The 14,292-nt window shown below is 54.9% G+C and carries 12 protein-coding genes and 4 pseudogenes; 12 read left to right on the top strand and 4 right to left on the bottom strand.

Translation table 11 applies throughout. The annotated features are described in order from the left end of the window. Positions 1-187 precede the first annotated feature (187 nt). From MKP05_RS12225 to MKP05_RS12215, 3 genes are read left to right on the top strand one after another with little or no spacing between them, the layout of a single operon-like run. On the top strand, positions 188-2,080 hold the full coding sequence (locus MKP05_RS12225) for a beta-ketoacyl synthase (RefSeq protein WP_240568558.1): 1,893 nt from the start codon (positions 188-190) through the stop codon (positions 2,078-2,080). Next, on the top strand, positions 2,077-2,556 hold the full coding sequence (gene coaD, locus MKP05_RS12220) for a pantetheine-phosphate adenylyltransferase (RefSeq protein WP_110285224.1): 480 nt from the start codon (positions 2,077-2,079) through the stop codon (positions 2,554-2,556). The genes MKP05_RS12225 and coaD overlap by 4 nt, the downstream gene beginning before the upstream one ends. Positions 2,557-2,599: 43 nt before the next feature. Further along, the gene (locus MKP05_RS12215; RefSeq protein ID WP_110285223.1) at positions 2,600-2,848 is read left to right on the top strand and encodes a YfhL family 4Fe-4S dicluster ferredoxin; all 249 of its coding nucleotides are present in this window, start codon (positions 2,600-2,602) and stop codon (positions 2,846-2,848) included. A 110-nt stretch (positions 2,849-2,958) separates the two neighbouring features. On the opposite strand, the gene MKP05_RS12210 is transcribed toward MKP05_RS12215, so the two are convergent. Further along, positions 2,959-3,276, bottom strand: coding sequence for a hypothetical protein (locus tag MKP05_RS12210; protein WP_240568519.1), 318 nt, complete (start codon positions 3,274-3,276; stop codon positions 2,959-2,961). A gap of 198 nt (positions 3,277-3,474) precedes the next feature. Between MKP05_RS12210 and MKP05_RS12205 the strand changes: the two genes are divergently transcribed. The 6 genes and pseudogenes from MKP05_RS12205 to MKP05_RS12180 all read left to right on the top strand — a co-directional run bounded on the left by MKP05_RS12205 (position 3,475) and on the right by MKP05_RS12180 (position 10,698). Further along, positions 3,475-4,086 carry an outer membrane beta-barrel protein gene (locus MKP05_RS12205; protein ID WP_240568518.1) on the top strand — a complete coding sequence of 204 codons (612 nt, stop codon included), beginning with the start codon at positions 3,475-3,477 and terminating at the stop codon, positions 4,084-4,086. A 101-nt stretch (positions 4,087-4,187) separates the two neighbouring features. Further along, positions 4,188-4,397 (top strand): annotated as a pseudogene (locus tag MKP05_RS12200) (MATE family efflux transporter); the annotation flags it as partial. A 78-nt stretch (positions 4,398-4,475) separates the two neighbouring features. After that, positions 4,476-6,086, top strand: coding sequence for a site-specific integrase (locus MKP05_RS12195; protein WP_240568517.1), 1,611 nt, complete (start codon positions 4,476-4,478; stop codon positions 6,084-6,086). Then, positions 6,079-8,085, top strand: a complete 2,007-nt coding sequence (locus MKP05_RS12190) for a hypothetical protein (RefSeq protein ID WP_240568516.1) — start codon at positions 6,079-6,081, stop codon at positions 8,083-8,085. Before MKP05_RS12195 ends, MKP05_RS12190 begins: the two co-directional genes overlap by 8 nt. Further along, on the top strand, positions 8,082-10,286 hold the full coding sequence (locus tag MKP05_RS12185; protein WP_240568515.1) for a hypothetical protein: 2,205 nt from the start codon (positions 8,082-8,084) through the stop codon (positions 10,284-10,286). The genes MKP05_RS12190 and MKP05_RS12185 overlap by 4 nt, the downstream gene beginning before the upstream one ends. After that, on the top strand, positions 10,276-10,698 hold the full coding sequence (locus MKP05_RS12180; RefSeq protein ID WP_240568514.1) for a hypothetical protein: 423 nt from the start codon (positions 10,276-10,278) through the stop codon (positions 10,696-10,698). The genes MKP05_RS12185 and MKP05_RS12180 overlap by 11 nt, the downstream gene beginning before the upstream one ends. Positions 10,699-10,758: 60 nt before the next feature. Here MKP05_RS12180 and MKP05_RS12175 read toward each other — a convergent pair. Further along, positions 10,759-11,191: pseudogene (locus tag MKP05_RS12175) on the bottom strand (transposase); the annotation flags it as partial. Between the two features lie 85 nt (positions 11,192-11,276). Between MKP05_RS12175 and MKP05_RS12170 the strand changes: the two are divergent. After that, on the top strand, positions 11,277-11,501 hold the full coding sequence (locus MKP05_RS12170) for a hypothetical protein (protein ID WP_240568513.1): 225 nt from the start codon (positions 11,277-11,279) through the stop codon (positions 11,499-11,501). Here MKP05_RS12170 and MKP05_RS22130 read toward each other — a convergent pair. Both MKP05_RS22130 and MKP05_RS12165 read right to left on the bottom strand, forming a co-directional pair. Further along, positions 11,495-11,716, bottom strand: a pseudogene (locus MKP05_RS22130) (IS30 family transposase); the annotation flags it as partial. The gene MKP05_RS12170 and the pseudogene MKP05_RS22130 sit on opposite strands and share 7 nt — an antisense overlap. Before the next feature lie 18 nt (positions 11,717-11,734). Beyond that, positions 11,735-11,926 (bottom strand): annotated as a pseudogene (locus MKP05_RS12165) (IS66 family transposase); the annotation flags it as partial. Between the two features lie 223 nt (positions 11,927-12,149). On the opposite strand from MKP05_RS12165, the gene MKP05_RS12160 reads away from it, so the two are divergent. Together MKP05_RS12160 and MKP05_RS12155 are read left to right on the top strand one after the other, a co-directional pair. After that, positions 12,150-13,016 (top strand): isocitrate lyase/PEP mutase family protein, encoded by an 867-nt coding sequence (locus MKP05_RS12160; RefSeq protein WP_240568512.1) that lies wholly within the window; start codon positions 12,150-12,152, stop codon positions 13,014-13,016. Between the two features lie 179 nt (positions 13,017-13,195). Further along, positions 13,196-14,290 (top strand): TRAP transporter substrate-binding protein, encoded by a 1,095-nt coding sequence (locus MKP05_RS12155; protein WP_240568511.1) that lies wholly within the window; start codon positions 13,196-13,198, stop codon positions 14,288-14,290. Positions 14,291-14,292: the final 2 nt, after the last annotated feature.

Here is a 14,292-nt window from a genome sequence, read left to right as displayed (position 1 = left end):
GACGACCGGGACGGCGGCCATCATCAAACACTCGTTTCTGCACACCCCCTTCAAACCCCGCTGGCCGCGGCATGACGCCGTGCCGGGCCGAGTGCTATGATCCATGGCCTGATACACACGATCGGCTCGTAGACATCAACAGCACAACGAGGAACCCGGCTTGTCACATTTACCGGTGATCGTCGGCATGGGCGGCGTGAATCCCGCCGGCAGAACCTCGGGCCACCAGGCGTTTCGCCGCACCGTGCTCGGCGCCCTGCCCGATGACGACCAGGCCCAGACCCTGCTGGGCCTGGCGGCAATGATGCGACTGGCCAGCGGTCAGGACGATGGCGGCTGGCGGGACGCCGAAGGCCACTCCCTCGAGGCCGCCGCCATCGTCGAGCAGGCCCGCCAGCGGGTGCTCGACCACACCCTGATCCGGCGCATCGAGGATCCCCGCTTCAACGACGAGGGCCTGCCCGCCAACCGCCGGGCGAGCCTCGCCCTGGACACGCCGCTGACCTTCCGGATCCGCCGTCGCCAGTTGCCGGATGACCTGCCGCCCACCTGGCAGGTGCACGGGATCGACCGCCACACCCTCGAGGTCACCGTGCCCGCCGGGCAGATGGACGTGATGCTGCCCGAGACCCGCCAGGCCCAGGTGCGCGCCGCCGGCCAGTTGCCCACCGGCTTCGAGCCCAGCCGCTTCTACCGCAGCGTGCACCACCCTCGCGGGCTCTCCATGACGATCTTCGCCGCCAGCGACTGCCTGGGGGCTAGCGGCCTGGAATGGGACGAGCTGCGTGACCGCCTCGACCCCGACGAGGTGGCGGTGTATGCCGGCAACTCCATCGGCCAGCTCGACGACGAGGGCTGGGGCGGGCTGCTCAAGAGCTTCGTCTCCGGCAACCGGGCCACCTCCAAGCAGATGCCGCTGGGCTATGGCCAGATGCCCGCCGACTTCCTCAATGCCTATGTGCTGGGCAGCGTGGGCGGTACCGGCGCGATGCTCGGTGCCTGTGCCAGCTTCCTCTACAACCTGCGGCTCGGCGTGGAGGATATCCGCGCCGGCCGGCGCCGGGTGGTGATGGTGGGCACCGCCGATGCCCCGGTCACCCCCGAGATCATCGAGGGCTTCCGGGCCATGGGCGCCCTGGCCGACGACGACAGCCTCAGGGCACTGGACGCCCTGGAGCTGCTCACCGATGCCGACTACCAGAAGGCCTGTCGGCCCTTTGCCCGCAACTGCGGCTTCACCATCGCCGAGTCCAGCCAGTTCATCATGCTGATGGACGATGCCCTGGCCCTGGAGACCGGCGCCGAGATCCTCGGCAGCGTGCCGGCGGTATTCGTCAATGCCGACGGCTGGAAGCGCTCCATCTCGGCCCCCGGCATCGGCAACTACATCACCCTGGGCAAGGCCGCTGCGCTCGTGCGTGACATGCTCGGCGAGGCGGCGCTCCGCGAGCGCAGCTTCCTCCACGCCCATGGCACCAGCACGCCCAAGAACCGGGTGACCGAGTCCCATGTCTTCGACCTGGTCGCCCGCGCCTACGGCATCGAGGCCTGGCCTGTGGTGGCGGTCAAGGCCTTCGTCGGTCACTCCCAGGGCAGCGCCGCCGGCGACCAGCTCGCCAGCGCCCTGGGCAGCTTCGCCCACGCCCTGCTGCCGGGCATCCCGACCCTGGACGCGGTGGCCGACGACGTCTACGCCGAGCGGCTGCGCTTCTCGAGCACACCGCTCCCCTTCGCCGCCGACGCCGCCTTCATCAATGCCAAGGGCTTCGGCGGTAACAACGCCACCGGGGTGGTGCTCTCGCCCGGGGTCACCGAACGGTTGCTGATGCAGCGTCACGGGAAGGGCGCCGTGGCCGCCTGGCAGGCTCGCCGCGAGGCCACCCGAGCGGCCGCCGCCGCCTACCTGCAGCAGGCCGACCGTGGCCACTTCCAGGCCCGCTACCGCTTCGGCGAGGGCGTGCTGGAAGGACCGGAACTCGAGGTCAGCGACCGGAGCATCCGCATCCCCGGCTATGCCCGGCCGGTATCGCTGGTGGTGGACAACCCCTTTGGACGACTCGAGGATGGAGAGCACGGATGAACATCGCGGTCTACCCCGGTACCTTCGATCCCATCACCAACGGCCACTTCGACCTGATCGAGCGCGCCTCGCGGCTGTTCGACAAGGTGGTGGTGGCGATCGCCGACAGCCGCGACAAGGGGCCGACCCTGGATCTCGACACCCGCATCGCCCTGGCCCGGGAGGTGGTGGCGCATCTCGACAACGTCGAGGTGATCGGCTTCGCCGGCCTGCTCACCGAGCTGATGAAACAGCAGCGGGCGCGCATCATCCTGCGCGGCCTGCGCGCCGTGTCGGACTTCGAGTACGAGCTGCAGCTGGCCAACATGAATCGTGCCCAGATGCCCGAACTGGAAAGCGTCTTTCTCACTCCGGCGGTAGAGAACTCCTATATCTCCTCCACCATCGTGCGCGAGATCGCCAAGCTCGGCGGCGACATCAGCAAGCTGGTGCATCCCAGGGTCGCCGAAACGCTGGGCAGCCAGTACAATGCTTGACTAGATTACTCGGACAAGCGCTGCCCTGCGTGAGGTACCCCCCATGGCCCTGATGATCACCGACGAGTGCATCAACTGTGACGTCTGCGAACCCGAATGCCCCAATGGCGCCATCTCGCCGGGGGAAGAGATCTACGTCATCGACCCCAACCTGTGCACCGAGTGCGTCGGCCACTACGACGAGCCCCAGTGCCAGCAGGTCTGCCCGGTGGACTGCATCCCGCTCGACCCGGCCCACGAGGAGAGCCGCGACGAACTGATGGAGAAGTACCACATCATCACCGCGGCCTGATTCGCTCCGCACGCGCCAGATACCCATACACATCGCCATCGCCCCGCTAACCAGGCGGGGCGATGGCGTTCCAGGGGCCGTGGGCCGCGCTCTCCTGCGACTAGCCGCCTCTACAGCTCGTCGGCGCGCCGGCTGACGGTACACCCCAGGCAGCGCCGGAAGGTGGCCTCCGCCGGCGTCTTGATCAGCGCTTCCGCTGCGGCATCCACGTTCCCCCCCAACGCCGAGAACGGCAGCGAGACCAGGAACACCGCCGTGCCCCCCAGGGTCGCCACGAACAGCAACGGCCGGGCGAGCAGCGCATCCGCCACCATGGCGCCACCGCTGGGTTGCGCCTCCAGCCGCTGCTGCGCCTGGGACAGCGCCGGCGTGCTCCCCAGAATCGAGACCAGGGCCAGCACGCTCGCCATCAGAATCCTGCGTTTCATGATCATTCCCTCCGTCCCCTGCCGTCGTCGACACCCGTTTTCATGACCCGACGCATGCCACGGCATTAAACATGCTTAACTTTCCGCCCGGACAAGGCTACAGTCTGTCACATTAACTTACATCAAGGGTAGACGCCTGTCGGCGGTTGCCCACCCCCACGGGCCACCGGCCCGCCCATCCATGCAAAGGAGCGCATGATGAAGCGTCTGATCGCCACCGCCGCCCTGGCCACTCTCGTCGCCAGCCCCGCCTTCGCCCAGAGCCCGTTCTACAACCCCGACGCGGGCCCCTACCTGGGAGCCGGTATCGGGCATGCGAAGCTGGATAATGACACCCTGGACCTGCTGGACGACATCGGTGCCAGCACCGATGACACCGACGTCAGCTTCAAGCTGTTTGCCGGCTACCAATTCAACCCTTACTTCGCCGTGGAAGCCAGCTATGTGGACTTCGGCGACTTCACTGCCAGTGGCTCCGAAGGGGGCGACAGCGCCAGCCTGAAGCTCGGCTTTGACGGCTTCACTGCAGCCCTGGTGGGTAAATTACCCATCCAGAGCGGGTTCAGCCTCTTCGGCAAACTGGGTATGATCGCCTGGGATGCGGACCTTGATTTCAACGCGACGATTCAAGGCCAGTCTTTCCAAGGGAGCGGAGGGGAGGATGGCACCGATCTCTTCTACGGTATCGGTACCGAGTATGTGATCAACCAGATCATCATGCGCGCCGAGTTCGAACGCTACGATATCAGCGAAAGCGGTGAGGACTTCGAGATCGACATGTTCTCCGGCAGCATCGGCTACCGTTTCTGACTGCCCCACCCTGATACCCGACATCCCCGCTTCGGCGGGGCTGTTGCGTTGTGGCCTCTCGCCCGCCATGCTGCGCGGTTTCACCGTCAGCGGAAGTCGCCGTGTCATCGCCTCCTGCCACCCCCGACGTCTCCCCCCGGCGCATCTGGTCGCTCGCCTGGCCGATCATCCTGTCGAACGTCACCGTGCCGCTGCTGGGGCTGGTGGACACCGCCGTGGTGGGCCACCTGCCGGATTCGCGCTACCTGGCCGCGGTGACCTTGGGCGCCACCCTGTTCAGCTTCCTCTACTGGGGCTTCGGCTTCCTGCGCACACACCCGCGCACATATATTTGACCCCCGCACCCGCATACAATAATATTTGACATATTATTATATGCGGAATGATAAATGACCACCGAACTAGTAGCACCAGACGAGTATAGTTCCAACGCTAGAATTGTTTACATCGAACGACTGTACCGCCTCGACGTCGAGCTATTCGTCCCCTCAAAGGACAGTGGTGATGTCACTGTAGAGTGGACGAATCACAACTACTACACATCCGGCAGCTATGGCACACATGATCTCACGACCGATAGGCTTGTCGAAGGGTACCCAATTCTTTACAAGTCTGACGGTACTCCATGGAACTTAGCTAACCTGTATTTGTATGAGTGGTGGCAAAGTGAAGCTGACTACGACGAGGTGAGCACTTCAACAATCGTTCGGAAAGCAAAGAATCTACTTGGTTACCTAAGGTGGATTGAGCACCTTCAGTGCCAAGGACATGATGTAGAGGAGTTCTATGCCCCTGAACGCAGCAGACCGCGCAACCGCATCACATATATGTACAAAAGTCACCTTCAACAACTGTTTGAGACTTATCGCAACAACGAACGGATAAACTCGCTAAGCACCGTCAAGGGCAAAGCAGGTGAAGTAGCACAGTTCTACACCTTCTTAAATCATTACAAGCTTCACCCAGATGGGAAGCCAATTGAAGGTATTTTCTATAAGCCACTGAAGGGCACGAAGCTGACGAACTACGGCATACGACATATCTACTATACTGACCTGCATTTCAAAATGAGGCCCTCAGAAAATGAACGAAATCGTAGCGACCTTATTTGGGGTGAGGAAGGTGGAGTACGGCCACTGAGCGAACGAGACGCTCAATTTGTGCTTTGGGCACTTGATAACACTGATGACAGACAACAGCAACTCATGCACTGGCTCGCCATATTTACTGGAGCCCGCAAACAAACCATCTGCACGTTACACGCACATGCCATTCAGCAAGCTTGGAAGACATACAAAGATCAAAACTTTGCCTACATACCTGTAGGCCCTGGAACAGGCGTGGACACAAAGAAGAGCGTCAAATACGACATGATGGTACCCATCGCATTACTTGAAGCCATTTACCAATGGGTCACTTACTCACCAGTCTACAAACACCGAGCACTTAACTCGTTTTATGGGGACTCTGATGCCAACTATTGCTTTTTAACCAAACAGAGCAAACCCTACTACGTAGCTCGACGACACAGAATTGCTATGGACGACCCAGATATTTCACGGACCTTGGTACTTTCTGATAGGTCGAAAAAAGCCGGCAAGGCTACGGGAGATCGGATCAATGCCTTTGATCGAGAGACTCTAATACCTTGGATCGAAGATAACTTCGAACAGCTTGTAAAGAGATGGATCGAGGAGCACAAGAACGACCCTTACTTTGACAGGAAGGCAGTCAGAAAGCCCTTTTACGAAAAATTCGGCTTTCACGACCTGCGGGCTACTTTTGGCATGCGCTTTGTAAGAAACTGGGAGCGTAAACACGGAAACATAGATGGCTGCAAAACAGCACTGGTGAAACTAATGGGACATTCCCCAAACGGCAATACAACTGACATCTACCTCAACTATGACGAGATTAATGCAACCCTTAAGGCCAAGAATGAGCAGATAGCTCAAGCCATGTATCCGCATAATTTTGACTGGGAGATGTTCGATGCCTAACGAGGTGTTCTATGACATCGCCTGCGAAGACGACGCTTTGGGAAATCGCATAAACCCGTCAACGCTTTCACTCTTTGAACTGGGCCGCGTAAGAATAGTCGCCAAGCCATCCAAAGAACGCATTCGAAGGGTTTTTATTGGTGCATACCTATTCCCTGACAGACGAAAGGATTCCGACTTCACTGCTAACCAAAACGACCAAAAACTCTATGACTCCTACGAAATCAATCACAGCTCCATCCGTAAGGATCGAGCAAGTTTTCTTGTTGAGTTAATTGAGCAGTATCTCGACGGGGAGATTTCATTTAACAAATTGGACTGTATGTCCATAGTATTGAAGTGGATCGATCATCAATCAGGGCAGAACTACATTTTCACCGACAAAGATTCCATGCTAAAAATGTATTCTGACTACTCAGAATATTTATGGCATCGAGTGAGATTGTCCAGCGCCGATACCACTGCACCGAAATTAAAACGAACTACAGCCATCCACTATCAAAACGCTTGTGCGAGGTTAGTAAGCACATCAATTCCAAGGCTGACATGGACTGAAGTAAAAAAAACTGCCATTCAAATCACTCAACGCAAGGGAGAAGATCAATTCCATGTCATTGAAGATCCGTCTCATGCACATGATATCGCAGCCATACACCGATACTTATTTCTTCAGATCTTCGATTTCTTAATCAACAAAAAGCCCTTCCCACTGGTAATCCCTGCAGAAGAGACGCTAAAGATCAGCAAGCAAATTTTTGTCAGCGAGACGACGCACAATGTGCACAATCTTGCTGATACGTTAACCAAAAGAAAATCAGGGAAGAGCTGGAATCTAATCATCGACACAAACGGAAAAATTAATGACTGGGAGGTGATTTGCAGCAAGATGGATGAGGCGTGCCTTCGTTGGAAAGATCGCAAGATTGTAACGAATAACTTTAAGACACTACAAGAAAGAAATGCCTGCCACCAAGTAACCAAAGGAGTGAGAAAGCAGCTATTTAATCTAGCTATCCATCACTTTTGGCATGCGCTACTCCATGACAGCGGAGCGAACCCTATAACACTTGAATTCGCGCCTCTTATCAAGTCACAACAGATGAGCCGCGAGGGCAAATACCGCGTGATGTCAGTGAAAGACAGGGCTAATAAAGAGTACCCTATCAAAATGACCCCTAAGTTCGCGCCTTACTGGGACAAAATGCTAGAACTTAGCAAAGCCGCTTTCGGGGATACCACTAATTTTGTAGGCATCCACTGTGTCCCTGGCGACAAGCCTGACTACCCAGGAGATGACTCACTTCAGAACCCAAGAAAAACCATCTGGGCAGAACACTACGGTTGGGTTAGACCAAAAGACTGGAGAAAGTATTCAACCCACACCCACCTAACAGAAACGGGTGACATTACTCTGTCAGCCCAACAACACAATCACACTGAAGAGACAGCCACTAAACACTATATTGCAGTGGAGAACGGGCGAGCAGTCGCCGAAATGAACAAGTTCTTCACAGGACTATCTCGAAAGGTTGGGCTTTATGTAGGGAAAAAAATTCCCGTTGAAGTAGTAGACTCGGACACCCCCGCAGGCACCACAGGTCGCTGCCAGTCCCAAGGATCTGAAGCCCAAAAGAAAGAAGGCTTCACTGATGTCGCGCAGGACCCTCGCTGCACTGCGATGTTGACATGCTTCTTCTGTAAATATTATGCAATACAAGCCTCAGTAGATGACATAGTCCTCCTACTATCGATCCGTGAATGGCTCCCGATACACAGCCGAAGGATGTCACGAAACATGGATGAGCACTTGGAAAAATATGAGCCTCTCGTCGCTCGCATAGACGATATCATAGCCGACTTTGCTAGCCGCTCCGAACACTATGAGGAGATCGTAAGCGAGGCGAATCAACAGATTGAATACGGCAACCTTAACCCTTACTGGGGCTCGAAAATAGATGCTTTAGAAGCTGCTGGCGTGATCTTGGAGTCTCAGATATGAAATGGAGATCCAGATTCGTACAGGGTGGTGCTACTGTCGAAATGTCTCCCTCAACCTATGTAGAAGAAGGTGGGGAAATTAAATTCCCTGACGACACTTTTGTAATATCACGCGACAAAGAGGGTAACCCACTTTCTCGCTACGGTGATGACATCTGGGATTTAACCCCTTACGCAGTCAAAACCGTTAAGCTCGACTTTTACGTCGTATTTGACTTGAAAAAGCACGAGAAGAAAAACCCTCTGATGCACAAAATTGCTAATGAGATGAAGCAATTGATGTGGCTTTTTATGTGGGAGCCTTTCCATAACAGTGGGCTAAGCTATAAACCTGGAACACTCAGAAACTACCTTGGCGCGTTAAGAGGCGTTGCCGAAATAGCTTACGGTGAACATAGAAGTCTACAGAATATCCATGAAAGCCCAATTGCTTTTCATAAGGTATTCTCAAGTATCGAAGTGGCCGGATCAACTCGTACAGTGGCTCGCCAACTCAACACATGGGCTAATACCGTTAGCTTCATATCCCAGCGCTACAATCTTGAGCTACCACAACTGTTTGAGCTGAAAAATCTGCGCAGAATTCATGAAAGCATACCCAAGCGGAGTAAAGGGCATTCACAGACGAGAACCCCACTTATCCCAGCCCGCCTCTATGCACAGTTGCTATCAGACTCACAGAAGATGGTTAACGATTTTCTAGAGGTAAGCGATAAGTTACTCGAAATGATGGCGCGCTATCAGGAAGAACCGTCCTTTTGGATCGTTCCTACCCATACAATTCTAGAGAGTGGCAACCCTTACACAAACTGGAGGACAGCGACGTTTTACAGGCGCTGGAAAGACCGCTTCGGCTCAGCATCCGCACCTGCATCCACCGAGTTTAAATGGACTACCCCAGAAGAGGCTGTCACGGAGTACGGACTGACTGAGTATTTCGAGAAGCACCCTATTTCTACCGCGCACGCTCATGGCAGCAACACTTACAGCTGGGTCGGGTTATCTGCCTTGCTATCAGCTATACAAACGGGCGCACGCACCCTCATATTCGCATATACAGGGCAGCGCCTTCACGAAAACAGGGTCTTGACCTTTGGCTGTCTCAGCTCGATGACGATCAAGGATTTAGGAGAGTTCCCTTTGATCATGGGTCGCACATCAAAAATGACAAATAACAACTACAGTGAAGAACTTTTGCCATGGGCCACATCCAAAGAGGCCATTCCTGCGATCAAAGCTGCCGAAAAGATCGCGAAGTTCGCTGTCACTTCAATACATCGCCGAAATATAGACGAGCTAGATGACTCTGCAATCCCACTCTTCATCGGGCTTGTACCAGACAAACAGAGCTCTGCTCACTTTAATTTACCCGTCAGTGGCTACTTGGAATCAGCTGAAGGAAGGGCAAACTTTCTTAAAACCGCCAACTTAGATCAGAGCGTCTATGTAACAAGTGAAGCAGACATGAAGGAGCTGTGCGATTTTGACGTCTACCGAAACTGGCGCAACGACAGAAAGGTTAAGAAAGGCAAGGTATGGCCTTTCTCCAGCCACCAGTTCAGACGCGCGACAGCCGTTTATAGTGCGCGCTCGGGCATCGTTAGCCTACCGAGCCTTAAATTCCAATTCAAGCACCTGCACATAGCGATGACAATGGTGTATCGAGAGAACGCTCTTTTCGCAAAAAACATCCTCGCTGAAACCCCAGATCCTGGTACTCACGCAATCATCTCTGACTTCATGGCTGAGATTAATATGATCATGGCCACAGGGTTTAAATCGCACATTGTGGATAGCAAGGACTCCCTCACAGGAGGTGCAGGCGCGCGTTTCCAGCAGATGAAAGCATCCGTCTACCCCAAATATTGGGACTCAGAAGAGGAACTGGCTAAGGCAATCAATAATGGCACCATGCGCTGGGAGCAGGTGCCAACGGGCGGATGCATGAAGATTCATACATGCAAACACAAAGGGATTGATGATGTACTTCCATGTCGCTCAGGATGCGCTGATTCTGTAATGGGGGGCGAGGATGGTCTCGGCGTAGAAACGGGCAACTTTCTGAAGATATACAAGGATGATATCGCCGTCAGCCTCGACTTTGTGGATAACAAACATCCTTCAGCAAGATTTATTCAACAGGAAATTGACGCAATAGAAGAGCAACTGTGCCAACAGCGAGAGGTGCCAAATGAGACATAAGGAATATTGGGACGCTCTGGCGCGACTCAAAAAGAACGAACCCATTCATCTACCGAAAGGGGCGAAGATCAACAAACAAAACGTCGCCCTAGAGGCAGGTAAAGCTAACGCAAGCTCGATCCGTAAAGGCCGTGACTTTGACGAGCTTATCGTTGCTATAGAAGCCGCAAAGAAGCCATCTAAACAGCGCACCCAGAACAACAGAGTAAATACACTTGTAGACGAGAAACAGAAAATGCAAGACATGCTGGACATCGCACACGCCAAATATCTAGCATCGCTCCACGCACTCTTCAAAGCAGGAGAGTATACCGTCAAAAGACCACCCAGCGAGGTTGTCAAGTTTCCAGAGAGAGACAGTGCCGTGCGCCCCGTTATGGATAGGGAGAAGCCTTCAGAGCCCTCAAAGTGAGTTATCGTCAAATCTGGTGGATAATGATCAGGCCGCATTCCTGTCTGATTGATCGGCTACTTACTCCCCGTCCTGGAACTTGACGTTGCTGACGACCAGTTCCAGCTTCTGGAAGTGCTTGATGCGCCTCCAGCGCTTCTGAGCGCTCTGGATCTGCTTGAAGACCATCGACAGGGTCGTCGCCCGGGAACCGCAGTTCCGGCTGCGCTTGGTCTGTAGCCGGACCGTGGCGAAGGTCGACTCGATCGGGTTGGTGGTGCGGATATGCACCCAATGCTCTGCAGGGTAGTCGTAGAACGCCAGCAGCTCGTCCCGATCCTTGGCCAGGCACGTCATCGCCTTGGGGGACTTGGCCTCGAAGCGCTTCAGCGTGCGATCAAAGGCCTTGTGCGCATCAAAGCGGGTCTCGCATCCAGATGTCATGGAGGTCTGCCTTGACCTTGGGTTGCACTGATTTCGGCAACTTGTTCAGCACGTTAGCAATGGAATGGAGTCCTCCCCACCCTGCACCGGCGTCGTTGCGCCAAATTGGTGGGTGAGAGCATCACTTACCAACCTGAGGATGAGGAGAACTCTCCATGAACATTAGCCGGGTCGGCGTCGATATCGCAAAGTCCGTTTTTCATGTTCACGGTGTGGATCGTCATGATCAGGTCGCGTGGCGCGGCAAGTACTCCCGTGACAAGTGGCTCGATGCCATCATCAAGCGAGTGCCTGCCGGCGCCGAGATCGGCATGGAAGCCTGCGCGGCGTCTCATCACTGGGCTCGTCAACTGCAAGCGGAGGCTATCACGTCAAGCTGATCGCGGCTCAGTTCGTAGGTCATGGAGAGGCGCAGGGATCGTAGCACCTCATTGAGCTTGTCGCTGAAGCCGACGGCTGCCGCCGTAGCCGTAATGCCATCCACTTTCGCCAGGATCACAAGGCGCGTGGTGCGCTCCACCAGGATACCGACTGCAGAGCGGTTGTTGGCGCCAATGATGAGATCCCCCTCCCAGTGGCCAGGCATCAGGCGGTCTCCGAGAAAGCGATGCCTGCCATCGACGAGGTAGCGCATCTGCGCCACCCAACGCTTCAGACTGTAGTCCAGCGCCTTGGCCGTCGCCGAGCCGTTCGGCCCCTTCCCATAGTGAGCCAGCATCCAGCGATGCAGCGCGTCGGCGATGGGGCTCGCTCTGTTATCACTCAGTCGTGGGCGTTCTCCCGCGGCGTGATGCGCCTCGCGCTCCGCCTAGTAGAGATGACCGTTTTCGATGTCCAGCTAAGCCTCACCCCGCTGGGGTAGGCCCAGATACGATCTCATCTCGGATCAGCCCATATGCGCCTTTAGTATCACTTGACAGCGTCCTCTTCCTCACTCTAACTTGATGGATACAGAAATAGGTAGTCAATCGCGTAAGTTGTTGATTTTATCAGTCAGTGTATACACACTGCAAAGGAAAACACACCAAATGTCTTTGAATATCAGAGAGTTATTGAGTGGCCATGAAGTCATAGCGGCTCCAGGCGTTTACGACCTCATTTCCCTTCGGATCGCTGCTCAATGCGGCGCCAAGATCTTGTACATGACCGGCTACGGTACCGTTGGCTCTCACTTGGGGGTGCCAGACGCCGGAATAGCTTCGTATCGAGATATGCTGAGCCGTGTCCAAATAATGGCGCCCATGGCCGCCGAATTTGGCGTGCCGCTAATTGCAGATGGCGATACAGGTTATGGCGGGGTAATCAACGTCGCTCATACAGTGCGAGGCTATGAAGCCGCCGGAGCTAGCGCCATACAACTAGAGGACCAAACCTTTCCAAAAAAGTGTGGGCACACTCTAGGCAGATCGGTAATCCCAGCGGATGAAATGGCCACAAAAATTAAAGTCGCAGTCGATTCGCGAAAGGACGACGAATTTCTTGTGATCGCCAGGACAGATGCACGCACTACTTTGGGCTTAGATGAAGCTATAGAGAGGATGTCTCTATATGCCGAAGCAGGAGCAGATCTGCTTTTCCTCGAGTCCCCAGAGAGCGTTGAAGAGCTAGAGATAATCGGAAAATCTTTCAACAAACCCCTTGTTGCGAATATGGTTGAGGGTGGCCGCACCCCGTTGTTAGATACAGCTTCACTAGGAAAACTTGGGTTCAAGTTGGCCCTTTTCCCCGCAGTCGGTTTTTTAGCAGCAGGATATGCATTAGAAAAGGCGTATAAGGAGGTGATTTTGAATGGCAATTCCCCAGAAAAAACAGAACTTAGCTCTTTCGAAAAATTTAATTCACTCATGGGGTTCGAAGATGTCTGGGAGTTAGAAAAAAAGTACCAAGCCAAATAAACGAGGGTTAAACAATGGAATTTCTATACGCAAACAACAGAACAAAAATTTTACATCCAAGTCTGCGCTTTCCCGGCTATCACGAAGCACATTTTGTCGAGCCTCGCATGAGCGCTTAGCAAAATATCGCTGAATAATAATCAGCACAGCCTGCTCAATTGAAAACAAAGGAATTAACAATGGTCTCGCTCAATATCAACAAGCACAACCCATTTCGAGCTTCTAAAAGCCTTAACAACTTCGCCCGTTCGGCGATGCCCGGCATGGGAGGCATGAACGTGAAGAAGATGACTGTTTCAGTTGCACTGACGGCCGGTTTGGTTGCCTTTACATCCCCCGCTCTTGCAGAACGTACCCTTCGACTCTCTCTACAGGTGCCGACGACGCATCCGGTGGGCCAAAATATCGAGTTCTTCAAGGAGAAGATCGAGGATATCTCCGGCGGAGAGATCGAGCTACAAATTTATGATTCCGCCCAACTTTTCAAGGGTAGTCAGATTCCACAAGCGGTTAGTTCGGGCGCTATCGACATGGGCCTGGTGGCACTTGATGAGTTCGCCGGCACGGATCCGATCGCCGGCCTGTTCAGCGTTGCGTTCATGTTTCCAAGTTACGAAGTGCTCGCCCGGGCTGCCGATCCGTCGAGCCCGGTGCGCCAGGCGCTGGATGAGATGATCCTAGAAACGGGCGCTCGGGTCATGTGGTGGCAGGATTACGGTCCGGTCCAATTGCTCTCCAAGGATCGACCGATCGTTTCTCCGGAAGACATGAAGGACCAAAAGGTACGGGTCATAGGTAAGCCATCCGGCGACTTTGTCGAGGCTGTTGGCGCTGTTCCCGTCAAGATTAGCGGCTCAGAACAGTTCATGGCCTACCAGCGCGGAACGGTTGACGTTGGCATGACCGGCACCACCGCCATCAAGTCGCGGAAGCTCAATGAGGTGATGGACCACGTTACCATCACCAACCACGCCCAGATTGAGTTCCTTATCGTCCTGAATGATGAGGTGTGGCAATCCATGTCCGAGCAGGAACGGGAATGGATGACTGAGGCGGCGCGTGCCGCCGAGTTCAAGATGCGTGAGGAAACCAAGGAAGAAAACCTTGAGGCTCAGGAGTTCATCGCTGAAGAGACCGATATGGAGGTCACCACCCTCACGCCGGAACAGATCGACGTATGGCAGAAGGCTGCTGCCCCTGCCGTCGAGGCCTACATCGAGGCAGCCGGCGAGGAGGGACGGAAGCTTGTCGAAGCTGTCCGTGCCATGTACTAAGG

Source organism: Halomonas flagellata, assembly GCF_022487945.1.
In the GTDB taxonomy this organism is placed as follows: domain Bacteria; phylum Pseudomonadota; class Gammaproteobacteria; order Pseudomonadales; family Halomonadaceae; genus Halomonas; species Halomonas flagellata.
The sequence above is the reverse complement of the archived record's forward strand: the minus strand, read 5'-3'. Positions and strand labels throughout refer to the sequence as shown.